Below are 23,536 nucleotides of genomic sequence, written 5' to 3'. Positions count from 1 at the left end.
TTATGCCTCACTTAACGCTCTTAAACATAATTCTAAATGATGGAAACCTTTTGCAGCGGGTATTTTACATTTTGGCAAGTTGAGTCCAAAGGTTAATTCATCATGATGGGCTTGATTCAATAAATAGCTTAAATGTTTCAATTTAGTTTCAAAATCTCCAGGCATATCTGATAAATTAAAAATAAAATCACCCGAGTAAGATTCTGTAAATTCTTTAACTAAAAATTGTTGCGTTTTTGCATAGTGCTTCCATGAAACTCGTGAAAAAGATTCGCCAACTTGATGCTCTCTAATAGCATAAAATTCATTAGATCCTTTTACAAAAAGATCATCTTTTTGATCGCCTTGGTCTGATAAGGTCATAGCATGCGATATTATTGGTAATGGAGTAGGGTAGATATATACCGTTTTTGGAAAAATACTATAGCTAAATACAGACATCAAACCAAATGGATAACGGGATAATATTTTTAATCGGGTCACTTTATGTTTACCACGTTTTAAGCCAGTTACTTGTATCTTTATATTTTTTTGATCTTTACTGATAGTTTCAATGAGTGTTTCATTATTTTGAGACTGAATTATTAAACTATATGCCATACTTGAATTTGAAATCAAAAATGACAAATTATAACCTGTTTTCTCAATGCCATCTTCTGCAGAAGAGAACGTTATTTGCGTATTCATCAAATTAAAATAGCTCTGCAAAATACTAATAATAAAAAATGATATTAATAAATATGCACTTAATAAAATAAGATTGTTTTGATAGTTACTTCCTAAAACAAAAATCAATATATTAAAACATAAAAATGATAATCCAAATTTAGAGGGAACAACATAAATATTATGATGTTTTAAAACTAAATTGCTTTTATTATGTTTACGCTTTAACAATGTATTATTGATAAATTGATTTAGTTTGTTTTTAAATTCGTTAAATATTGATTTCATCTAAACTGGCACTTTAACTTCTTTTAGCAACTCTGATGCAAGCTCTCCTTGGTTTATACCCGAATTTACATTTAGTCGATGTTCAACAACACTTGGAAATATAACTTGAACATCATCAGGCGTGACAAAATCGCGACCATTTATAAATGCCCATGCTTGAGCTGCACGGCTCAGAGCTATACTGGCTCTAGGTGATAAAGGCATTGGATATCGTCCAACTAATCGGCTGTGATTAACCAATGCTAAAATATAATCAAGAACTGGCTCGCTGAGTTTTACTAATTTTACTATATTTTGTAAGTCTTTGAATTGGTTCTCTTTTAACCTTATTTTAATATTGTTTATCTTGTTATCTACACCTAGAATTATCTTTTTCTCAGCTTCAATTCCCGGGTAACCAAGTGTAATACGCATTAAAAACCTGTCCAATTGTGATTCAGGTAAAGGATAAGTACCAGCTTGATGAATGGGGTTCTGCGTTGCGATTACAAAAAATGGTTGTGGTAATAAGTAACTATGTCCATCAACACTGACTTGATTTTCTTCCATGGCTTCTAATAATGCACTTTGAGTTTTTGGGCCTGCACGATTTATTTCATCAGCGAGAATAACTTGATTAAAAATAGGGCCTTTATGAAAGCTAAATGCTTGTGTTTTTATATCAAAGATTGATGTACCAATAATATCGGATGGTAATAAATCACTTGTAAACTGGATCCTCTGATATGAAAGACCTAAAGAGATTGCTAAAGCATGTGATAAAGATGTTTTTCCCATGCCAGGTAAATCTTCAATCAACAAATGACCTTGTGCTAATAAACAAGATATGGCTAATTTAATTTGTTTTTCTTTACCAAAAATAACTGATGAGATGTCAGTTAATACTGAGTTTATTATTGAATTCATAAATTTATACATCAAACGATAATTATTTTTATATTAAGCTAAGAATTAAATTAGCTCAAGATAATGATTATCATAATCTTAAAACAGCAAAATGTCCGATACTGTCTAGTACTGGACATTTAAACAGTAATCAGTAAATCAGCATATCTGAGCAAAGGAGTACTAACTATTAGTATGTCCGTATATATATTTAATAGCCTATAAATGACGTTATGTTAAATAGCCTTTTAAAATGTTTATATAAAGCTAAGCATCTAAATATATTCAAATAAACACGCCTACTTTGTTATTTAATACTATAGTTTATATAAGGATTTTATATATTGGCTTGGTTTCTTGAATTTAGATTATACGGATGAACTTAATGAACTTTCAGATTTTAGTAAACTACATGTTTTAATCATTGATGATAATCCTCTTATCCATAATACGTTGAAACGTAGTTTTGTTGAACTGGGGATCCACAATATAAAATGTGCACAAAATTCTGCTTATGCACTGAGATTATGTGAAGAAATTCATTTTCATATTGTAATTTGTGCGTTTAATGTGACAAGTGATAAAGATGGATTTCATTTACTTGAAGAATTAAAGTTTAAAGGATTTGTATCTAAGTGCACTGTGCTTATATTTTTAAGTTCAGAAACCAGTGAAACTTTAGTTAATTGTATCGTTGAACTTCAACCTGATGATTTTTGGGTTAAGCCATTACAACCCTTAGCTGTTCAAGAACGGTTGAAATATATATTACAAGTTAAGAAAAAACTATATAACATCTATTTTGCGATTGATACTCATGAATATTCAACTGCAATTTATTATGCCGACCGGCACTTAAAGGATCCTAATTTAAAAAAATATCATTTAAACATTCTTAGAATGCGTGGTGAAAGTTTAATTGATCTTATGGAGTTTGAAGATGCTGAAATGTTTTACCGTAGCCTACTTAATAAAATTAAAATATCATGGATTTATTTAGGTTTTGTTAAATCCCTTCTTAAGCAGCATAAGATTTCAGAAATTGAAGATTTGTTAGAAACACTAATTAGTCAACCTGATACACGTTTTGCAACTTATGATCTACTAGCACAATATCATATAGAGAATGAAGAGTATGATTTAGCTTATGATGAAATTAAGAAAGCGACTGAATTGGCGCCAAGAAATATTGAAAGAAACAAAAAATCTTGGGATTTAGCCCGCTTAACGCATGATTATGAAGGCCAATTCAATGCAACAAAAAACATGGCTAAATATGCAAAAAATTCTATTCATGACAATCCTGAACTTCAGCTTAATGTGATAAGGGCTGGAGTTGATTACGCTTCAACAGTAACAGATGAAAAAACTTTTAGTATATTAAACCAAACAGATACATTTATGTATACCCTTGAACATGATTATGATGATATAACTATGTATAAAGAAGCGATTATTGTGATTAAAGCGCGACTTCATGCTTTAAAAGATGAAAAATCAATGGCTCAAAGATTAATAGACAATAACATTAGTTTAAAACCTAGTCCTTCTATTGAAGAAAATTTAGATAAAGTTAAGATATTTCATGAGCTTGGACAAAGAGAAGAGTCTGTTATTTTGTTAAATTCAATAAAAAATCAAGTTATGGGAGATTGTTTTGCCAGCCAAGTTGTGAACAAGTATGTTGAGCAAGAAAGCGAAGAAAGAACTGAAATTCATTTTACACCTAAACAATTAAATACCATGGCAGTTGAATTTTATAAAAAGAATAAAATGCGCCCTGCTCTAAATTCTTTATCACAGGCATTAAAAATTGCACCACATAATCATAGTATAGCTATCAGTTTACTTAAAGTTTTACTGACAATGAAACGTGATGGTCAGTTAATGGCTGATAATTTCGAAATTGCAGACTCAGTTATTATAATGATGGAGAAACAGAAACTTGAAGTAAATGAAGAGAAAATGTTTAAAGTTTTAAAAGATAAATGGCAAGATGGTATTGATGAGATAAGGCCAAAACCTTTTGAAGCGGTTGATAAAGTAAAAATAAATGACGGTTTATAAGACCATCATTTATTAATGAACTTATATTAACGTCTTCTTCTATTATTACCTGTTTTTTCACCACTTGCACGTTTTTTAGTTCTGCGTTTTTGAGCTGAACGAGTATTTTTAAAGTCATCTTTAGCTGGTTTTTTTGTTAAGTCAGGTTCATAACCTGGAAGCCATTGCTGTGGAAGGCGATCTTTTATCACGGCTTCAACTTCTTCTAATAACCAATTTTCGTCAGGACTTAATAAACTTATCGCTAATCCTGTACTCCCTGCCCGACCTGTACGCCCTATTCTATGGATATAATCTTCTGCTATATAAGGTAGTTCATAGTTAATTACGTACGAAAGTTGTTCAATATCTAAACCTCGAGCGGCAACATCAGTAGCAACTAATACACGAGTTTTACCAGATTTAAATTCTAATAATGCTTTTTCACGTGCACCTTGAGATTTATCTCCATGAATTGATTGTGTTTTTAACCCATCTTTACACATCTCTTTAGCAAGCGCATCCGCTCCTTGTTTTGTTCGTGTAAAAATCAAAACTTGTTGCCAATTTTTAGATCCTATTAAATGAGATACTAATTCCCTTTTTCTATCAGCATCAACATTATATACAACTTGCTCCACTTGTGTGGTCGCTTTGTTTCTTTCGTTAACTTCTATCAACTCAGGGTTTTTAAGTAATGTTTTACTTAATTTAAAAATCGCTTCGTCGAAGGTCGCTGAAAATAATAATGTTTGGCGCTTAGGTGGTAGTCGTTTTAAAATCCTATTAATTTCATCTATAAAACCCATATCTAGCATACGGTCTGCTTCGTCAAATACTAAATATTCAACATGACTTAAATCTACTGTACCATTTACAATATGATCAAATAAGCGACCAGGCGTTGCAACTAATATATCAGCACCTGTTTTTAACGCTTTTACTTGTGTTTTTATACTGACACCACCGTAGGCTAAAGTAGATTTTATATCAGTAAATTGTGCGTAAGTTTCAAAGCTATTATGTACTTGTTGCGCTAACTCACGTGTTGGTGTCAAAACTAATGTTTTTATTGCAAGGTTCTGTTGTTTGTTTTCTAAAATCTTTTGTAATAGTGGTAAAGCAAAAGCAGCTGTTTTTCCAGTACCAGTTTGAGCGCCGGCCATAACATCTTTACCCTTTAAAACTGCTGGGATAGCTGAAGCCTGTATAGGTGTTGGTTCTTTATAGCCTTGTGCTACTACTGCTTTTAATAAATCTTCGTTTATGCCTAAGGTTGAAAAACCCATATATTACTCCACCTATACTAATTTTGTCCGCAGTTTAACAGAACTTATATCAGATCAAAGTGTTTTGTTGCCTTTGTTTGTCCATTAACTAATATTTCTATTTTATGTGTGCCGATATAGTATTTTCTTGTCGATATTTCCTTAAACGAATGTTTCTTAAATAAATCCACATCAGCTTTTGCCTCTATCGTAAATGATTTTAATTTAAACACTTTTGCATTTGTTTTACCGTTTTTTTTAACAAAATGAATTGCAAAATCGACAACAATTTTTTGGTTTCTATCACTGTGTGATGTTAAGTTAAAATCAAAATTTAAGTCTTCTCCTCTATTTATTTTATGATTGTTTAACTTGAAGTCTTTAATTTTCACTTGTGGATTATCAGTGTAACCGAGTAATGGGAACACATCTTCATTACCCATTTTTACTAAACTACGTGTAGCATGCTGAATAACCCATTTTTCTTGTTTGTTTAGTTTATGTTTTTGCCATTGTTTGCATACTTTAATAACAACATCGGGATTGTCCTTTGCAATGTCGTTTAAATGATTTGCCACCGAACGCCTAACATACAAACTTGGATCTGACTTCAGATGTGTTAATAAATTTAGGTTGGGAGTAGGATCGACTATAAATGATTTAAGTTGTAAGCCCCAAGGTAATCTAGGTCTTGTACCTTCAGATACCAGTCGCCTAACATGTTCATCTTCATCATTTATCCATATTCTAAACTGTTCAAAACAATATTCTGGATACTTAACAATAAATGGTCTGATTGCAAATTCAGATGAAAATAAACATGTGAGGTTTTTTAGTAAATTTAATGACGTTTCTTTATGCGCTAGTCCATAAGTACTGACGTAATCTATAATTGGCCAAGCTGCGAAACTATTATAACTATCATCTGGATCACCATAGTCCCAATTTGATTTTACAGATAATAAAATTTCAGCCGTTGTATCAAAGTCATCAGGTAAAAAAATATGCATAACGTGAATTAAGTGAGTTACCCGCTGTTTCAACTCTAGGTTATCTAAGCCTAACAAGGCATGTGTTTTAAATGTATGTTGATCAAAGTCTGACATAGATTTTGATAAAACATAAGCGATACGATTTACTGCTTGCTCAGATAAATTATTTTTCAAGGTGATGAACTTTATTAAGTTAAGTTCAATTACTTTATCACTAGCTCTAATTGATAAACAAGTGCTTGATGATCACTTCCTTTTATTTTCATGTGTTTATAATCTTTTAATGAAAAGCCTTGATTATAAAAGCAATGATCAATAAAACTAGTTATGAGGGATTTAGGGAAATCGTTTTGTAATTTCCATGATGTTAAATAACCTTGTCCTTGATAGCATGGTGTAAAATTTTTTATTTTTGGAAAATTAAATGACCAAGGGGATATATTAATATCTCCCGCGATCAAAGTAAATTTTGACTTATTGGCTTCAACTAAAGTAGTTAACTTTTTTAATGTAGTGTTTCTGTCATTCCATTTGGCATTACTTCTAGGTGATGGCGGGTGAAGTAAAAAGCTATGGATAATTGTATTTATATTTTTATCATAAAATTTTAACTCTAAAATTTCAGCCGACTTAGTTTTAGATTTATGTAGGTGCGAATAAATAATCGGATATTTACTAATTACGCCTATCCCAGATGGGAAGCCCTGTAGTTCATCATAACCATACATATAGTTGCCGTTGGCGAATTGTAAGAACTTTTCTCTATTACGATCACTGTATTCAAAGATAAAAATAAAATCACTATTTAAAGATTTAGTTTTATCAAAAAATTTTTCTATATGCTTATTGTAATAAGATAAATTCGCTTGAATAAATTGATAACTTTTTGATTTCTGAATTTCATTTGGTTTACTAAAATAAAAACTAGGAATAAGATGATATAAAACTAAAAAGACACTTGGAATAATAAATATAAGTGAGCGGTATTTAAAACTTATAATTAAAAATGGCGTTGCTATCATTAGCAACGCGATACAAATGAAAATTAGATTAGATAAATTATCAAGCCACCAAGGTAAATCAAAGAATGGTATCGTTAATAGACTCATTAGCGAAAAATAAAAAAATAACAGAAGAAATTTTAACAAATATAAAACCTTGGTTCTAAAGGTGTTATTTAATTATAGCGCTAAATCTTAAAACCGTAATTTTTACTTCACAGATCTTAATTGTTTATCTAAATATTTTCGGATAGATTTAGAAGCCGCAAAGAAAGCAAAACTACCGGTAACCATAGTTGCTGAACCAAAACCGTTAGCACAATCCATCGTTAAAGACCCATCAGCATTTTGTTTAGTATTACATACTGAACCATCTTTACTTGGATAAACTAATTGTTCCGTAGAAAAGACACAGTCTATACCAAATTTTCGTTTTGGATTTGTAGTGAAGTTATATTGTTTTCTAAGTAAATATCTTACTTTAGACAGTAAGGGGTCATTTGTTGTTTTGGCAACATCACCAAATTTTATTTCACTAGGATCAGTTTGTCCACCCGCACCACCCATAGTAATTATCGGTAATTTGTTGCGTTTACAATGATAAATTAGCGCAGCTTTTACCTTTACTTGATCAATACAGTCGATTACATAATCAAAACCATTGATATATTCAAATAAGTTATCCGTTGTTAAAAAGTCATCAATTTCAGTGACATTTATTTCAGGATTAATTTGTTTGAGCCGTGCTGACATAGCTTCGGTTTTTGACTCTCCAATTGTATCTGTTAGCGCATGGATCTGTCGATTGATATTGGTTACACATAAATCATCAAGATCAATTAATGTAATATTTCCTAAACCCGTTCTAGCGAGTGCTTCAGCAACCCAACTGCCAACACCACCAATACCAATGACACAAAAGTGAGCTTGTATCAGTAAATCAGCTTGTTGCTCACCATATAATCTTTGAATTCCACCAAAACGCATTTTACTATTTTCATTCATACTATTATCTTCATTTTGTTAACTTACCAATCTAAATTCCAAGGCTGTGACAAGTGTTGATTCAACATTTTAAATTCATTAGACACATAGTGTTCACCTTGTTCAGGCCAGTTTATCAGTTGGATTGTTTCACTGTTCCACTTAAATTTTAGCGCAAATGCATGTAAATAAACTCGGTCAGTTTGTTCTTTACATGCGTAAAGTGCATCTCCTAAAATTGGAGAACTTAAACTTTTTAAGGCAACTCTTAATTGATGTGTCTTACCTGTATAAGGTTTAAGTAAAAAAGCGCGAATTCCAGGTTTTACTGAGTAAGAATAAAAACGTGTTACTGCAGGATTTGTATTCGAGTTTAGTAATTTAAAAGCACCTCTACGGGATTTTGCCATATCGCCTTTTATCCAACCCTGCTTTTTTTTGGGTTTTTGAGCACTTAATGCAATATAAAACTTTTCAATTTGTTTTTCATTCTGGCTATTTGTTGTAAACAGCTCAGTAAACTTTGCGGCAGCAACTTTATTTTTAGCTAAAATAATTAGGCCTGATGTCACCTTGTCTAATCTATGGACGGAAAATAGTTTTGTTTGTAATTGTTGTTCTGCTTTTACAACAAAGCCAGGACCGTCTTCACTATGAAAACTTAAACCTGGCGGTTTTACAAAAATGACAAAATCGTTATGATCATAAACGATATTAAGTAGTTCTAACATCAATATATATTATGAACTTTTAGCTGAAAGATAACTGACAACACGCTCTAGATCTTCTGGTGTATCAACACCCGCTTCAGGAGTAATCTTAGCTGTTTGAACTTTTATTTTTTTACCGTGAAACAAAACCCTTAATTGCTCAAGCGCTTCAATCTTCTCAAGTGGTGAAGGTTCCAGTGTGATATATTCATTAATAAAGCCAGCCCTATAAGCATAAATACCAACATGTCTTTGATAAAAATCACCAATTTCATTATTTTTTTTATTGCTTGTATCATTCGCTAAAAAACGTTCTCTGTCGTAAGGAATGGTTGCTCGAGAAAAATAAAGTGCATTATTATCATTATCGCTAACAACTTTTACTGCATTAGGGTTAAAAGCTTCTTCTACCTCATTAATATCAACACTTAATGTTGCCATTGGTGCTGATGAATCAGCTAATAAAGCAGCGACTTGGTCAACATTTTCGTGGGCTAATAGCGGCTCATCGCCTTGAACATTCACTACGATAGTATCTTTAGATAAATTTAAAATATCTACTACTTCAGCAAGTCTTTCAGTGCCAGATTCATGTGAATCTTTAGTCATAACAACTTGAGCATTAAAACCCTGAGCTATATTAAAGACATCTTGATGGTCTGTTGCGATCACAACTTTACTTGCACCTGACTGACATGCTTTTTCATAAACATGTTGAATCATAGGTTTACCACAGATATCTGCTAAAGGCTTGCCTGGTAATCTACTTGATGCAAAACGCGCTGGAATGACAACTACGAATGCCATTTTTCAACCTCTTCATGGCTAAGCTCTCGTGCTTGAGTCTCAAGTAAAACAGGAATATCATCATTAATTGGATACGCAAGTTTTGCCTGTGTACTTATTAATTCACTATTTTCTTTATCTAAGATCAATTTACCTTTAGTGACAGGGCAAGCCAGTATTTCTAATAGTTTTTTATCAAAAGCCATAAGGTTCTCTTTTCTCTTTTTAAGTGAGCGTATTAAGTAATTTTATTAATTTTTCATGTGTTAGAGCATTGGGTTTGGCATCTACTTTTAGATAATACCAATTATCCTTTGCGAATGACTTACATTTTACCGCATCTTTTTCTGTCATGAAAATATTTATATTTGAATCATGTGTAAAATCATCAATTGTAAATTTATGATGATCTCTAAAGTGATGTTTTTCTATAATATTGATATTAGCTTGTGTCAGTGAAGTTTCGAATCTCGCTGGGTTACCAATAGCCGATACCGCAATACCACTTTTTTGTGCTTTTTTAAATTTAGCAGGTTTATTATCTTTAACGTGATAAAAACCGCCTTGCTCTAGTACATAATGAAGTGGTGAATCACCACCATTTTCAATTACTAAATCAATTGATTTTAATCTACTTTTAGTTTCTCTCAGTGGACCTGCTGGCATTAAAAGTCCATTACCAAACTGACGTTTGCTATCAACAATGCACAACTCTAGATGTCTACCCATTTTATAATGCTGCATACCATCATCTGAAATGATCACATCAGGTTGATGTTTATCAATCGCTAGTTTTATATTCTCAACACGATTTGGTCCAACAATTACTGGGTAATGTGTTCTTTTTGCAATTAATACAGGTTCATCTCCGCACTCGTATGGCGAAGAGTGCTGGTCAACCTCACAGGGATATGACTCACTTGTACCGCCATACCCTCTGCTGATCACAACAACATTTTTATTCAAGTTTTTATAGTATTCACATAACCAAATAACCATAGGTGTTTTACCGTTGCCACCTACACTAATATTACCAACAACGATTAAAGGTACATGTGAAGTAATTGTTTTTTTAATTTTTAATTTAAATAATACTTTTCTTAAATTTGATAACAAGCAAAATATTAAAGATAAAGGCAATAATAGCCAAGTTAAAGGGTTTAAATACCACTGTTTTTTATACCAACTTTTTTCTATTAAACTCATCCGTTTTCACCGGATTGAATTTTGCTTAATCCAGCATAAGCACCATCTAGTGCCAGTAAATCATTATGTGTTCCCTGCTCTATAACTTTACCTGAATCTATCACATAGATTTGATCTGCATTTTCTATAGTAGATAACCTATGTGCAATAACGATTGAAGTTTTATTTTGCATCAACTCGCTTAATGCTTTCTGGATCAATTTTTCAGACTCTGTATCTAATGCTGATGTTGCTTCATCTAATATTAAAATAGGTGCATTTTTTACTAAAGCGCGGGCAATGGCAATTCTTTGTCTCTGTCCACCAGATAACATTACGCCATCTTCACCTGCCATGGTATTTAAACCCTCAGGTAAATCCTTTACAAACTCCCAAACATGGGCTTTTTTACACACTTCTACAAGTTGTTGGTCTGTTAACTTAGTCTTATGCCCGTAACAAATATTGTTCTTAATCGAGTCATTAAATAGAATAACTTGTTGGGATACGATTGAAAATTGTGCTCTTAAATCTTTTAATTGATATTCATCAACGGCAACTTTATCAAGCAAGATAGTGCCAGATGTTGATACATCATAAAAACGCGGTAATAAATTTGATACGGTTGATTTACCTGAACCTGAGCGACCAACTAAAGCAATACTCGTACCTGGCTGTATAGTAAGGTTAAGCTTATTTAAGACTGGTTCATCTTTTGAAGGATAAGCAAAAGTTAAGTCTTTAATTTCAATTAAGCCTTGAGATTTTGAAATTGACTTTAAACCTGTGTCTTTTTCTACTGGGGTATCTAAGATCTCAAAGATACTTTGTGCTGCTGAAAGACCACGTTGAAAATCACTGTTAACATTAGCTAGTTGCTTTAGAGGTCGTAACATCATCATCATTGATGTTAATAATGCAGTAAAAGAGCCTGCTGTTATCGAATTAACCATAGAAGGTTGCGCCATTAAATATAAAATAACAGCCATAGAACTTGCAGCTAATAACTGAATAACAGAAACACTTAATGCTTTAGTAGCATCCATTTTGACTCTTTGTTGCCTATTTTTGTTATTCACTTTTGAAAAATTTTCAATTTCAATTTCTTGCCCAGCAAAATTATGAATTACTTTATGTCCTTTTAGCATTTGCTCGGAGCTACGGGTAACATCTCCCATCGCATTTTGAATATTAGTTGATATTTTTCTAAAGCGTTTTGAAACTATCGTAACAACAAGGGCCACTAACGGCATAATAATGAGAAATATAAGCGACAGCTTCCAACTAACATAAAACATACCTGCAAGTAAGAATATAACAAAGGCACCTTCTCTGACTAAAATTAACATGCCTTTGGTTATAGCTTGTTGAACTTGTTCAGTATCAAAAGTTATTTTAGAAATTAAACTACCAGTAGAGTGTTTATCATGAAAAGAAACAGGCAAATGTAACATATGCTCAAATAACTCTTGCCTCAAACTTCTTACGACCTGAGAGCCAACATAACTTAAGCTGTAGCTTGATATGTAGTTAAATAACCCTCTGAAAAAAACTAATAACATGACAATCATTGGTGCCATCAACAAAGTTTCTGATTTAAGTTCTGTATTTTTACCACTGAGACCTAAATCTATAAATGGTTGCATAAGTTGAATAAATAAAGCATCCATTGCTGAATACCCTAACATGCCAAAAATAGAAAAAGCAGCGACAACTTTAAATTTTTTGACATAACTTAATAAGCGTTTGAAATGTAATGATGAGGTTGAACTCATTAAAATACTCTCTGATAATTATATAAAATACGATCAAGAAGTACTATTGTATCCTTGCATCTAATAAAACCCAAATTCTATTACAAATAAGTATGGGTTAATTCACCAAAAACCAATAACTTTGCTTACTTCTCGTACTTTCAATTAGATATTCATGCTCAAATATTTTTATTCTAATATGACCTGATATTCCTGTGATTAATTGTTGTACATTCAGGTCTGCATATCTTTGTATTATTTCATAGTGAGGCATTAACCAACGGCCATTAAATGCACTTGAATGTATTACCCAAGTTGGAGATACTTGTTTTATAAATTCTATACTAGAAGACGTTTTACTCCCATGATGTGGGCTTATCAAAATTGTGGATTTGATATCTGTTAAAGACTTTATCAAATCTATTTCTGCATTTTTATGGATATCTCCAGGCAATAGTATAGAAAACCGACCATCAGTTATTCTGACAACACAGGAGTTATTATTAGTTAACTTACTTATTGTTTTAGGTCCAATATTGTTTATAGTTAACATGCCAAATTCACTTTTACCTAACTTACACGCTGTGATGTTCTGGTTTTCATCCAGTGGTGTTAGTAATGTCCCTAGTAAACCATAATTTGCCCATTCTTGTAGACCGCCTGAATGGTCATTATCTTTATGGCTGATCAAAGTATGTTCTACAGTTAATTTTTGTCCTTCAATATAAGGGATGATTTGGGTTTGAGCGACACTCATACCTGAACTATATTTAGCTGCAAGGTCGTATACATAGGTTTTATTATTTTGTGATATTAATATACTGAGTCCATGACCAACATCTAAAATATCAACTTGCCATAAAGGCGATTCGTAAGATAGCTTGTTTGCTAATAAAGTACAAAGCGGGATTAATAACATCCATGTTAGACGATAACTAAACATCAATAAAATCAGATATATTAATATTAAAGATTGCCAGCTTAACTCTCCTAGTTGAAACCACACTCCAGACAAGTCAAGTGAAGTTATATATAAAAATAATTCAGATAAAATATAATCTAAATACAATAATAACTTTTCTGAACAATTGATAATAGAAGAAAAAATAATCGTGATAAGACTAGGCAAAATAAAAAACGCCATTAAAGGAATAGCAATTAAATTAACAAGTATTCCTGCAATACTGGCACCATCAGATAAAAACCATACTAGCGGTAATAAACCTATAGTAAGATTAAACTGAATTATCATGAGCCATAAAAATCGTTTAAAATATGTATCGTGATTTAATCCTATATTTGTATAACTAAAAATTAATATATAAACCGCTAAGAATGAAAAATATATACCAGGATTTAAAAGCTGAAATGGGTTCATCAGTAACGAGATAATCAGTGCTAGTTGTAACGCTTTGTAGCTAACGTATTGATAACCTCTCAAATACATTAATGAAAATACACATAACATGATTAGTGCGCGAATTGCAGAAACCGTACAACCACTTAGCAATGTATAAATAACAGAAAATACCAAGCCCGAACATGTGTATAATATATTTAGGTTATATTTTTGATTTACTTGGATACTAAGTAATCTAAAGGTAAATTTTAGACAATAAAAACCAATAGCAAATATCATCCCAATATGTAGACCCGAAATTGCAAACAAATGACTTATTCCGAGTATTTTAAACTGCTCTTTATTTTTAATTGAGATCAAAGATTTGTTACCAAATAATACGGCTTGGTAAAACCAGTTGTTACTAGATTCGTTAAATATACTTGATACATCGTACTTTAGTTTTTGTATTTTACTTAGAGGATTATCTTTAATAACTTGAATATTAAACTTAGAATCTATATACCCTTTCGCTTTAATATGGTTGTAAAAAGCCCATAATTCTCCATTAGTATTTCCAAAGTTTTGCAAAGTTCTAAAGGGTCTAAGCTTAGCATTACCAGTAATAATGTCAGAAGGTAAAAGCTTATTTTTTGTTTTATACCAAGCTAAATTTACAAATACGGTTTGTTTGATTTCCTTTGAATTTAGATTTAGTAGCTTAGCTTTAAAATATAATGGTACATTTGAATCACGCTCTTTATTTGTAGAATGTGCATATACTTTAACGATCTGTGCTCTAAACTGATAGCTTTTAGCTTTTTTATAATGAGGTAACTCCCAGCTATAAAATATATGGTAATAAACCATTAAATACACTGCTGCTGTTAAAATACTAAGAGATAAAATTATAAAGCGTTTAAAATATAGGCTTAATAGAAAAATAGATGCAAATATTGTAAAAAAGACTGGAGTATTAAACTCAAACAGCGACAATAAGCACCCAAAAACAAATCCACAACAGATTTGACACAAAGGAAACATTTTAGCGTCATGGCAAAAAAAATTATTCAACGCTTTTTACCAGATCACGATAAGATTAAAAATAATAAGTCACTTAAAATATTTGGTTCATTATTACATGATGCAAACTTATGGCATTTGAATCGACGCTCTGCAAGAGGTGCTTTTGCAATTGGTTTATTTTTTGCCTTCATACCCGTTCCTTTTCAAATGCTGTTAGCTGCTGCGCTTGCAATTCCTTTTCGTGTAAACTTACCGCTTTCGGTTGCTTTAGTTTGGATCACCAACCCGTTGACCATGCCTCCTATTTTTTATGGTTCATACTTAGTTGGTTCAACAGTGCTTGGGCAAAATAGTCAAGATTTTTCATTTGAGCCAACAGTTCAATGGCTCCTTGATAGCTTATCAACTATTGGTCCTGCTTTTATGCTAGGAAGTTTAATTTGTGCATCCATAGCTGCTTTAATCGGATATTTTGGCAGTGATATCTTATGGCAAACTTCTGTGAGAAGAGCTTGGAAAAACCGCCATAAATAAAGACTAGTTTAATTTCATATAATTAAAAATAAAAAACCGCAATTTAGCGGTTTCTTTTATTTAATTATTTTACTTGAAACTTATAAACAAAATCTTCTCCGAATTGCGACTAATGGGAGTAGTAATAGACTTAAGAACCCAAAACTTGCGCCTTGTCTTTCATAAGTTTCAGATGCTTGAGTTGGACATTTTTCAATTTCACCTTCAATTGGTACAAGTTTAACTGCAACAACAACACTTTCAAACTCTTCTTGACCTGTACTATCAATTACAATGTTACCTTGCGAATCACGTTTTTTAGCTGTTTTAGTTGCAGAGCCAATAATTTCATTTTTTTCATTTATACCTGTGGCTTCAGCAACAACGTAAGGATATTTATCTTCACCATTGCTCGCATAACACGGTAATAAATCATTAATGTTAGTGAACTTTTCTGCATGAATCTCATACATAAAAGCTTCTCTTCTTCGGTTAGAAGAGGTATTCGTATCTGTTTCACCTTCACCAACAACAATACCTTGATTGTTTATATCTCTTGCGATTGAACTTGAGCTTGAGAAATAATCTTCAGGAAACATTGTTTGACCTGTATTAATATCATGGTAATAAAATTTTGTACGAGGTGATCCACTAATTGTTTTGTTCATGTATCCAACAATAATATTATTATCATTAATATCAGAAGCTTGACCAGATAACATATCCTTATTCTGAGTTATATATGAAAAAACTTCACCATCTTTGAAATATACTGGCATGATGTCAAACCTGTTATCATTGTCAAACCTCCTCACATGAGAATACCCTGCAGCGATACCTTCTGCATTAACAGTTAAAGCAGTACTTTTAAATGCAAAATCTTCATCTTCTTCAGGTGTGAGTGCTAAGCCCAAAGTTTCAGTATTTGTAAGGTTAAACTCAGAGTCTAAAGTCCATTTAACAGCACGACGATCAAATAATTCATTTGATTGATTTTTATAAAGCCATACACATACAGCTTCAGGTTCATCTTTGCCATCACAGTTATCGTCTAAGTTATTTTGTCGATCTTCTGGTATACCTGTAGAAACATCACCTACCAATACATAACCGCCGCCATCTCTTTGTGAGATATCGGTGATAATGCTCATCCCACCATGTTCATTAAATTCTGGTTCAATGATCATTTGACTACCATCTGGCTTAATTACTATGCCACGGCTTTCAAATTCACGAAGGTAGAATAGTTCTTCTTGAGTTTCGCCATCTGGCGTAAACATTTCTTTGGTATAAGCTGAGCTACCCCAACCTACTTTTACGCCATTTTCTGAAATTGCAGTTAAGTTATTTCTCACTGAACGACTTAGACCATCGTATTGGTAATCACCAGAGTCGATAAGCAGTTGTGAGTCAAAGATAACTTGCTCTTGAGTAACACTGTCAAACGAAACAACAGCAGTGTCATCTACTTTTTGCCAGTTTGGATCGCTTCTTTTACCTGATAAGAAAGTAAGCATAAAGCTAAGAGCATCTGCGTTTATATTACCAGACTCTATATCTTGTAAAGTGAATGTAATTTGTTTGTCTATGCTTTCTTCGTATTTCTCTTGATTTTTCCAAGCATTGTCTAAGCTATTGTCTTCAAAATCAATTGCACTGATATCAATTGGTAAATTATAGTTACCACGAACAGCGCCAATAGCCGTGCCTTCGTTATTAAAATCTGTTACATAACTGAGCTTTGCTGTTTTAACTGAGCTAAACTCAATCAGTTTATAAGTTGCAGCTTGCCCGTTAAAGCATGCTAAAGTAAATATTAAGATAATGTTCTTTTTCATATATGCCTTCAAATGTTCTTCCTTGCGACAATCGCAACATAGAGTTCATTTAAGACCTAAGTGTACCTATATCGTTCCCTTTTAATTTTAATATATTACAATTACTTACAAAAAAACCGCAATTAAGCGGTTTTGTTATTTAACTCTTTTACGTAAAATTTATGAAAAGAATCTTCTACGAATTAAGACTAATGGGAGCAGTAATACACTTAAGAAACCAAAGCTTCCGCCTTGTCTTTCATAAGTTTCAGATGCTTGAGTTGGACATTTTTCAATATCACCTTCAATTGGTACAAGTTTAACTGCAACAACAACACTTTCAAACTCTTCTTGACCTGCACTATCAATTACAATGTTACCTTGTGCATCACGTTTTTTAACTGTTTTTGTTGCAGATCCAATGATTTCATTATTTTCATTGATGCCTGTTGCTTCAGCGACAACGTAAGGATATCTATCTTCACCATTACTTGCATAACACGGTAGTAAATCATTTATGTTAGTGAATTTTTCTGCATGAATCTCATACATAAAAGCTTCTCTTCTACGGTTAGAAGAGGTATTCGTTTCTGTCTCACCTTCACCCACAATTATGCCTTGATTGTTTATGTCTCTTGCGATTGAACTTGAGCTAGAGAAATAATCTTCTGGGAACATTGTTTGACCAGTATTAATATCATGGTAATAAAATTTTGTACGAGTTGTACCACTAATTGTTTTATTCGCGTAACCAACAATTATATTATTATCATTAATATCAGAAGCTTGACCTGCTAACCAATCATCTTCTTGTTTAATAAATTGAATAGCCTCACCATCTTTAAAGTAAACTGGCATTGTGTCAATTCTGTTGTCATTATTGTACCTTCTGACATGAGAGTAACCTGCAGCGATACCTTCTGCATTAACGGTTAAAGCAGTACTTTTAAATGCAAAATCTTCATCTTCTTCAGGTGTTAATGCTAAGCCCAAAGTCTCAGTATTTGTAAGGTTAAACTCAGAGTCTAAAGTCCACTTTACAGCGCGACGATCAAATAATTCATTTGATTGATTTTTATAAAGCCATACACATACAGCTTCAGGTTCATCTTTGCCATCACAGTTATCGTCTAAGTTCTTTTGTCGATCTTCTGGAATACCTGTAGACACATCACCAACTAATACATAACCGCCGCCATCTCTTTGTGAGATATCGGTGATAATGCTCAACCCACCATGCTCATTAAATTCTGGTTCAATGACCATTTGACTACCATCAGGCTTAATTACTATGCCACGGCTTTCAAATTCACGAAGGTAGAAAAGTTCTTCTTGAGTTTCACCATCTGGCGTGAACATTTCTTTGGTATAAGCTGGGCTACCCCAACCTACCTTTACGCCATTTTCAGAAATTGCAGTTAAGTTATTTCTCACAGAACGACTCAGACCATCATATTGGTAATCACCAGAGTCGATAAGCAATTGAGAATCAAAAATAACTTGCTCTTGAACGCCACTTTCAAACGACGCCACAACAGCGTCATCTATTTTTTGCCAATTAGGATCACTTCTTTTACCAGATAAGAATGACAACATAAAACTAAGGGCATCTGCGTTAATATTACCAGATTCAATATCTTGCAAAGTAAAAGTAATCTGTTTGTCTATGCTTTCTTCATATTTCTCTTGATTTTTCCAAGCATTGTCTAGGCTATTGTCTTCAAAATCTATCGCACTGATATCAATTGGTAAATTATAGTTACCGCGAATTGCACCTATCGCTGTACCTTCATCATTAAAATCTGTTACGTAACTGTGTTTTGCTGTTTCTGCACTACCTAACTCAACAACTTTATATGTGGCAGCATGTATTTGCGGGCTTAAAACACCCGCGACCGCTAATGCGATTAATTTATTTTTCATTATGACCTACTACTAACCTTTTAATTCTTCTAATTCTTCCCAGCGCTCAAACGCAACTTCGAGTTTGGACTCGGCTTGGGCCAATTCGTTCAATTTAACTTGAGTAATATCACTTGATTGTTTGTAAAAATCAGCGGCTGTTACTTCAGTTTGTAGTGCTTCAACATCATTTTCTAATGTTTCAAGTAGTGCTGGTAATTGTTCTAGCTCTAATTGTAATTTGTATGATAGCTTTTTAGGTTTACTATCTGAAGATGCTTTTGTATTAGTTTGTAATTGTTTTGTATTAGTTTGTTTTTTTACGTCAGATGCTTGTGAAGTTTTTTTTGCTTGTTCTTCTTTATACTGCTTATGCTCTTGATAGTCTGTGTAACCCCCAACTATTTCAGAAACAACACCATTACCTTCAAAACCCCAAATGCTACCACAGGTATTATCAATAAATTCACGGTCATGACTTACAACAAGTACTGTACCATCATATTTATCTACAATTTCCTCTAAAAGTTCAAGCGTTTCAACATCTAAATCATTTGTTGGTTCATCAAGAACAAGTATATTAGAAGGTTTTAAGAATAATTTAGCAAGTAATAAGCGGTTTTTTTCTCCACCTGATAAGGCTTTTACAGGTGTACGTGCTCTTGCCGGTGGGAATAAGAAATCTTGTAAGTAACCAAGCACATGGCGATGTTTTCCGCCGACTAATACTTCTTGTTTACCTTCAGCAACATTTTCTTGTACAGTTGCTTCTTCATCTAATACCGCACGATACTGATCAAAATAAGCTACATCTAGATTTGTACCTTGTTTTATAGTACCGCTTTGTGCTTCTAATTGACCAAAAAGTAATTTCAATAAAGTTGTTTTACCAATACCGTTTGGTCCAACTAAACCTATCTTATCGCCTCGAATGACCAAAGTAGAAAAGTCTTTAACGATAGTTAAATCTTTAAATGCATGACATAGGTTTTCTGCTTCAAAAACAAGCTTTCCAGATCTTTGTGCTATTTCGACATTAAAATCAGCTTTACCTACTTTTTCTATACGCTGTTTACGCTCATTTCTAAGCGCTTGTAATGAACGTACTCTCCCTTCGTTTCTAGTTCTGCGTGCCTTAACACCCTGACGGATCCACGTTTCTTCTTCGGCAAGTTTCTTATCAAATAACGCGTTTTGTTGCTCTTCTACTTTTAAATCATGCTCTTTTTGCTCTAGGTATAATGCATAATCACCAGGATAAGACACTAATTTGCTGCGATCTAAATCTAAGATACGTGTTGCTAATGAACGAATGAAAGCACGGTCATGTGAAATAAATACAATAGCGCCTTTAAATTCTTTTAAGAATTTTTCTAGCCACATAACACTTGCTAAATCCAAGTGGTTAGTTGGTTCATCGAGTAAAAGTAGGTCTGGTTCGCATACTAATGCTTTCGCCAATGCGACTTTACGTAACCAACCACCAGAAAGAGATTCAAGCTTAGCTTCAGGGTCAATTTTTAATTGGCTTAATACAAGATTTATTTGAGAATCAAAACGCCAACCGTCTCTTGCTTCTAATTCATCAGACAGTCGTTCCAATTTTTTTAATAATTGATCTGTACAGTCTGTTTGCAGTTCTGTACTGACATGATGATAATCAATTAATAATTGCGCCATGCCAGGTAAACCTTGGGCAACATAATCAAAAACAGTACCTTGTGCACCTTTTGGTGGATCTTGCTCAAGTCGCGAAACCTTAAGGTCATTTACGCGATTGATATTCCCATCATCTAAAACAACTTCACCATCAAGTATTTTTAGCAATGTTGATTTACCGGCGCCGTTGCGACCTACGATACAAACTCGCTCACCTTGTTCAATAATTGCTTCTGCATTATCTAGTAAACAGTGTGTACCAAATGCTAATCTAGCGCCTGTTATTCTTATTAAGTCCATTACAAACCTTTTATATCTTGTTCATTAAACGGCCAAAATAATTTATTACCGTTTTGATTATTTTCTATTACTGGGATCGAAGTTTGATAAAGCGCCATATGCGCTTTACTATCAATAATATCTACAAGTTGAATTTTTGATGCGTCTACTACTTGTATTAATAACTCATAGGCTTGCTCACATAAGTGGCATCCTTGAGTATGATATAAAGTGATATTAAACACGGGTTATCAACCAGCTATTATGTATATTCTTGTTGCGTTTAAAGTCTGGAGATAGAGTTTTATCGCTGATGTTTTTAGCCTTTAAACCTAAAGCAGTTAATGCCTCTTCATCCATTTTAAAGCCACGCTTATTGTTAGAGAAAAACAATACGCCATCTTCACTTAAAATATTTTTAGTGGTTTCAAATAACTTGATATGATCTCTTTGTACGTCAAACGCGTCAGTCATACGTTTTGAGTTTGAGAATGTAGGCGGATCTAAGAAAATCAAATCATATTCACCTTGTGCTTGCTCTAACCATGATAAGCAATCAGCTTGGAAGAATCTGTATCTTGGGTTTTGAATATTGTTTAATTCAAAGTTTTCTTTACCCCAATTGATATATGTTTTAGACATATCAACTGTAGTAATAGATTTAGCACCACCAATTGCAGCTTGAACTGATGCAGTTCCTGTATATGCAAATAAGTTTAAGAAACGCTTGTCTTGTGAATTTTGCTGAATATATTGGCGTGCTAAACGGTGATCTAAAAATAACCCCGTATCTAGATAGTCAAATAAATTAACTTTAAATTTAGCCCCATACTCAGTCACAACCATAGATTGATCTTGCTGAGCGATTGTACGGTACTGAGAGTCACCTTTTTGCTTTTTACGTACTTTAACAACGATTTTTTCAGCTGGAATATCCAACTGTTTACCAGTTAAATAGATAATGTCTTGCAAACGTTTATTCGATACTTCTTCATTCACATCTTTTGGTGCTGCATATTCATAGATAACAGCATGATCATTATAAATATCAACGGCAACGTTATATTGTGGAATATCTGCATCGTATAAACGATAAGTAGTCACTGCGTGTTGTTTTAACCAGTTTTTTAAACCTTGTTTATTTTTCTTTAAACGGTTTGCAAATGCTGTTGAATCTTCGTAATTAAGTTCAGTTGAGTGTGTAGATTCGATAATTTGTTTTTCATCAAGAATATAAGTGTTTAATACACAATCAATTGGACCATTCTTAAATTTGTAACGCTTATGACGTACAATTTTTAATAATTTTGATAATGCTTCATCTGAGCTTAATAATGCAAGGTACCAATCAGCGTAATATTTTTTAAATGCAATACCCATATTACGATATAAATTAATTAGTTCAGCTGTACCGCCCATACGCTCACCATAAGGTAAGTTAGAAAGCACAACACCTGCTCGTTTTGAAACTGGTTTAAGGTTTGCAGCATCACCTTTACTGAATTTAATAAGATGTTCAACACCTGCAGCTCTTGCATTATTTTGTGCTTTAGAAAGCACAAAACCATCTATATCTTGACCAATCAAGTATAATTTTTTAGGTGATTCTTGTGATATAAGTTCTTCACGCACTTCTAGGTATTGTGATTCATTAAAATTTGGTAAACGTTCAAAAGCAAATTGTTCTTTTTTTAGACCAGGGGCTTCGTTATTGGCCATGCCTGCGGCTTCAATCAATAAAGTACCTGAACCACAACACGGGTCAAATAATGGCTGAGATACATCATTTAACCAGCCACTGCGCTGAATTAAAGCTGCAGCTAAATGCTCTTTTATTGGTGCACGCCCTTGGCCTTGACGGTACCCACGCTGAGAAAGACCAGTACCTGAGTAATCAATATAAAGATCTAATTTATTTTGATGGTAACGTGCTGCAATTCGAACTTGTGCATTTTGTTTATCAACATCAGGACGTGTTTCATACAGATCTTGGAAGTAATCAACTATGGCATCTTTTATCACTAGACTTGAAAACTGGGTATTTTTTAATTCAGTATTTGTACCAGAAAAATCGATCGCAAAAGTGGTTGTAGGCGTTAACCATTCACCCCATGCTTGATAACGGGCTAAATTATACAAATCAGTTTTATTTTTAACGTTTTCTTTTTCTGCAATCTTCATCAAAATTCTAGTAGCAAAACGTGTAGATAAACACACTTTTTGCGCAAGTGGTAAATCAGCTTCAAAAACAACCGAACCGACACTTTGTTTGCCAATTTGGACCCCTAACTGTTTTAATTCGTCAGCTAAAAGATTTTCTATACCAATTGAAGTTAACGCGATAAATTGCAAAGTGATTCCTTAATAATAATACTAATTTTATATACCTATAAGCGCTAAGTATAATTTTGGATGGCAGTATAACAAAATTTAGCC

General features: G+C 32.9%; 19 protein-coding genes. 2 read left to right on the top strand and 17 right to left on the bottom strand.

Annotation, left to right across the window (positions count from 1 at the left end; translation table 11 throughout):
• Both KO527_RS03240 and KO527_RS03235 read right to left on the bottom strand, forming a co-directional pair.
• Entirely contained in the window at positions 1-687 is a 687-nt protein-coding gene (locus KO527_RS03240) for a DUF58 domain-containing protein (protein WP_216038948.1), read from the bottom strand.
• 267 nt (positions 688-954) lie between these two features.
• Positions 955-1,860: a MoxR family ATPase gene (locus KO527_RS03235; RefSeq protein WP_216038947.1), complete on the bottom strand. Its 906-nt coding sequence runs from the start codon at positions 1,858-1,860 to the stop codon at positions 955-957.
• 336 nt (positions 1,861-2,196) lie between these two features.
• Here KO527_RS03235 and KO527_RS03230 point away from each other — a divergent pair, with 336 nt between their 5' ends.
• Entirely contained in the window at positions 2,197-3,906 is a 1,710-nt protein-coding gene (locus KO527_RS03230) for a response regulator (protein WP_216038946.1), read from the top strand.
• A 26-nt stretch (positions 3,907-3,932) separates the two neighbouring features.
• Here KO527_RS03230 and KO527_RS03225 read toward each other — a convergent pair whose 3' ends face one another.
• From KO527_RS03225 to KO527_RS03180, 10 genes are all read right to left on the bottom strand, one after another.
• On the bottom strand, positions 3,933-5,174 hold the full coding sequence (locus tag KO527_RS03225) for a DEAD/DEAH box helicase (RefSeq protein ID WP_216038945.1): 1,242 nt from the start codon (positions 5,172-5,174) through the stop codon (positions 3,933-3,935).
• Between the two features lie 44 nt (positions 5,175-5,218).
• Positions 5,219-6,319 carry a DNA alkylation repair protein gene (locus KO527_RS03220; protein ID WP_216038944.1) on the bottom strand — a complete coding sequence of 367 codons (1,101 nt, stop codon included), beginning with the start codon at positions 6,317-6,319 and terminating at the stop codon, positions 5,219-5,221.
• 29 nt (positions 6,320-6,348) lie between these two features.
• The gene (locus KO527_RS03215; protein ID WP_216038943.1) at positions 6,349-7,293 is read right to left on the bottom strand and encodes an endonuclease/exonuclease/phosphatase family protein; all 945 of its coding nucleotides are present in this window, start codon (positions 7,291-7,293) and stop codon (positions 6,349-6,351) included.
• 63 nt (positions 7,294-7,356) lie between these two features.
• Positions 7,357-8,151, bottom strand: coding sequence for a tRNA cyclic N6-threonylcarbamoyladenosine(37) synthase TcdA (gene tcdA, locus KO527_RS03210; RefSeq protein WP_216038942.1), 795 nt, complete (start codon positions 8,149-8,151; stop codon positions 7,357-7,359).
• Between the two features lie 23 nt (positions 8,152-8,174).
• Positions 8,175-8,861 (bottom strand): TIGR01621 family pseudouridine synthase, encoded by a 687-nt coding sequence (locus KO527_RS03205; protein WP_216038941.1) that lies wholly within the window; start codon positions 8,859-8,861, stop codon positions 8,175-8,177.
• Positions 8,862-8,870: 9 nt separating this feature from the next.
• Positions 8,871-9,647, bottom strand: coding sequence for a 3-deoxy-manno-octulosonate cytidylyltransferase (kdsB, locus tag KO527_RS03200; RefSeq protein WP_216038940.1), 777 nt, complete (start codon positions 9,645-9,647; stop codon positions 8,871-8,873).
• Positions 9,635-9,832, bottom strand: a complete 198-nt coding sequence (locus tag KO527_RS03195; RefSeq protein ID WP_216038939.1) for a Trm112 family protein — start codon at positions 9,830-9,832, stop codon at positions 9,635-9,637. The genes kdsB and KO527_RS03195 overlap by 13 nt, the downstream gene beginning before the upstream one ends.
• A 19-nt stretch (positions 9,833-9,851) precedes the next feature.
• On the bottom strand, positions 9,852-10,832 hold the full coding sequence (gene lpxK, locus KO527_RS03190) for a tetraacyldisaccharide 4'-kinase (protein WP_216038938.1): 981 nt from the start codon (positions 10,830-10,832) through the stop codon (positions 9,852-9,854).
• Complete coding sequence (msbA, locus tag KO527_RS03185) at positions 10,829-12,586, bottom strand: lipid A export permease/ATP-binding protein MsbA (protein WP_216038937.1); 1,758 nt, start codon at positions 12,584-12,586, stop codon at positions 10,829-10,831. The genes lpxK and msbA overlap by 4 nt, the downstream gene beginning before the upstream one ends.
• 97 nt (positions 12,587-12,683) lie before the next feature.
• Positions 12,684-14,900: a DNA internalization-related competence protein ComEC/Rec2 gene (locus KO527_RS03180; RefSeq protein ID WP_216038936.1), complete on the bottom strand. Its 2,217-nt coding sequence runs from the start codon at positions 14,898-14,900 to the stop codon at positions 12,684-12,686.
• A 57-nt stretch (positions 14,901-14,957) separates the two neighbouring features.
• On the opposite strand from KO527_RS03180, the gene KO527_RS03175 reads away from it, so the two are divergent.
• The gene (locus tag KO527_RS03175; RefSeq protein WP_216038935.1) at positions 14,958-15,464 is read left to right on the top strand and encodes a DUF2062 domain-containing protein; all 507 of its coding nucleotides are present in this window, start codon (positions 14,958-14,960) and stop codon (positions 15,462-15,464) included.
• Positions 15,465-15,544: 80 nt separating this feature from the next.
• Here the strand turns inward: KO527_RS03175 and KO527_RS03170 are convergent, their stop codons facing one another.
• From KO527_RS03170 to rlmKL, 5 genes are all read right to left on the bottom strand, one after another.
• On the bottom strand, positions 15,545-17,281 hold the full coding sequence (locus tag KO527_RS03170) for a DUF3466 family protein (protein WP_216038934.1): 1,737 nt from the start codon (positions 17,279-17,281) through the stop codon (positions 15,545-15,547).
• A 159-nt stretch (positions 17,282-17,440) separates the two neighbouring features.
• Complete coding sequence (locus tag KO527_RS03165; protein WP_216038933.1) at positions 17,441-19,183, bottom strand: DUF3466 family protein; 1,743 nt, start codon at positions 19,181-19,183, stop codon at positions 17,441-17,443.
• Between the two features lie 12 nt (positions 19,184-19,195).
• A complete protein-coding gene (locus tag KO527_RS03160; RefSeq protein WP_216038932.1) occupies positions 19,196-21,121 on the bottom strand; it encodes an ABC transporter ATP-binding protein in 1,926 nt (641 codons plus the stop codon).
• A complete protein-coding gene (locus tag KO527_RS03155) occupies positions 21,121-21,345 on the bottom strand; it encodes a glutaredoxin family protein (protein WP_216038931.1) in 225 nt (74 codons plus the stop codon). The genes KO527_RS03160 and KO527_RS03155 overlap by 1 nt, the downstream gene beginning before the upstream one ends.
• Complete coding sequence (gene rlmKL, locus KO527_RS03150; RefSeq protein WP_216038930.1) at positions 21,338-23,452, bottom strand: bifunctional 23S rRNA (guanine(2069)-N(7))-methyltransferase RlmK/23S rRNA (guanine(2445)-N(2))-methyltransferase RlmL; 2,115 nt, start codon at positions 23,450-23,452, stop codon at positions 21,338-21,340. The genes KO527_RS03155 and rlmKL overlap by 8 nt, the downstream gene beginning before the upstream one ends.
• Positions 23,453-23,536 lie beyond the last annotated feature (84 nt).

Origin of the sequence: Pseudoalteromonas sp. C2R02, assembly GCF_018860845.1 — a bacterium.
In the GTDB taxonomy this organism is placed as follows: domain Bacteria; phylum Pseudomonadota; class Gammaproteobacteria; order Enterobacterales; family Alteromonadaceae; genus Pseudoalteromonas.
Note: the sequence above shows the minus strand (reverse complement) of the source record. Positions and strands in the feature narration are given on the sequence as shown.

Bases quoted from the DNA above. Each gene is read 5' to 3' on its own strand.
- KO527_RS03175 (WP_216038935.1), top strand. From the start codon at position 14,958: ATGGCAAAAAAAATTATTCAACGCTTTTTACCAGATCACGATAAGATT.
- KO527_RS03170 (WP_216038934.1), bottom strand. From the start codon at position 17,281: ATGAAAAAGAACATTATCTTAATATTTACTTTAGCATGCTTTAACGGG.
- KO527_RS03160 (WP_216038932.1), bottom strand. From the start codon at position 21,121: ATGGACTTAATAAGAATAACAGGCGCTAGATTAGCATTTGGTACACAC.
- kdsB (WP_216038940.1), bottom strand. From the start codon at position 9,647: ATGGCATTCGTAGTTGTCATTCCAGCGCGTTTTGCATCAAGTAGATTA.
- msbA (WP_216038937.1), bottom strand. From the start codon at position 12,586: ATGAGTTCAACCTCATCATTACATTTCAAACGCTTATTAAGTTATGTC.
- KO527_RS03165 (WP_216038933.1), bottom strand. From the start codon at position 19,183: ATGAAAAATAAATTAATCGCATTAGCGGTCGCGGGTGTTTTAAGCCCG.
- tcdA (WP_216038942.1), bottom strand. From the start codon at position 8,151: ATGAATGAAAATAGTAAAATGCGTTTTGGTGGAATTCAAAGATTATAT.
- lpxK (WP_216038938.1), bottom strand. From the start codon at position 10,832: ATGAGTTTAATAGAAAAAAGTTGGTATAAAAAACAGTGGTATTTAAAC.
- KO527_RS03235 (WP_216038947.1), bottom strand. From the start codon at position 1,860: ATGAATTCAATAATAAACTCAGTATTAACTGACATCTCATCAGTTATT.
- KO527_RS03225 (WP_216038945.1), bottom strand. From the start codon at position 5,174: ATGGGTTTTTCAACCTTAGGCATAAACGAAGATTTATTAAAAGCAGTA.
- KO527_RS03240 (WP_216038948.1), bottom strand. From the start codon at position 687: ATGAATACGCAAATAACGTTCTCTTCTGCAGAAGATGGCATTGAGAAA.
- KO527_RS03205 (WP_216038941.1), bottom strand. From the start codon at position 8,861: ATGTTAGAACTACTTAATATCGTTTATGATCATAACGATTTTGTCATT.
- KO527_RS03195 (WP_216038939.1), bottom strand. From the start codon at position 9,832: ATGGCTTTTGATAAAAAACTATTAGAAATACTGGCTTGCCCTGTCACT.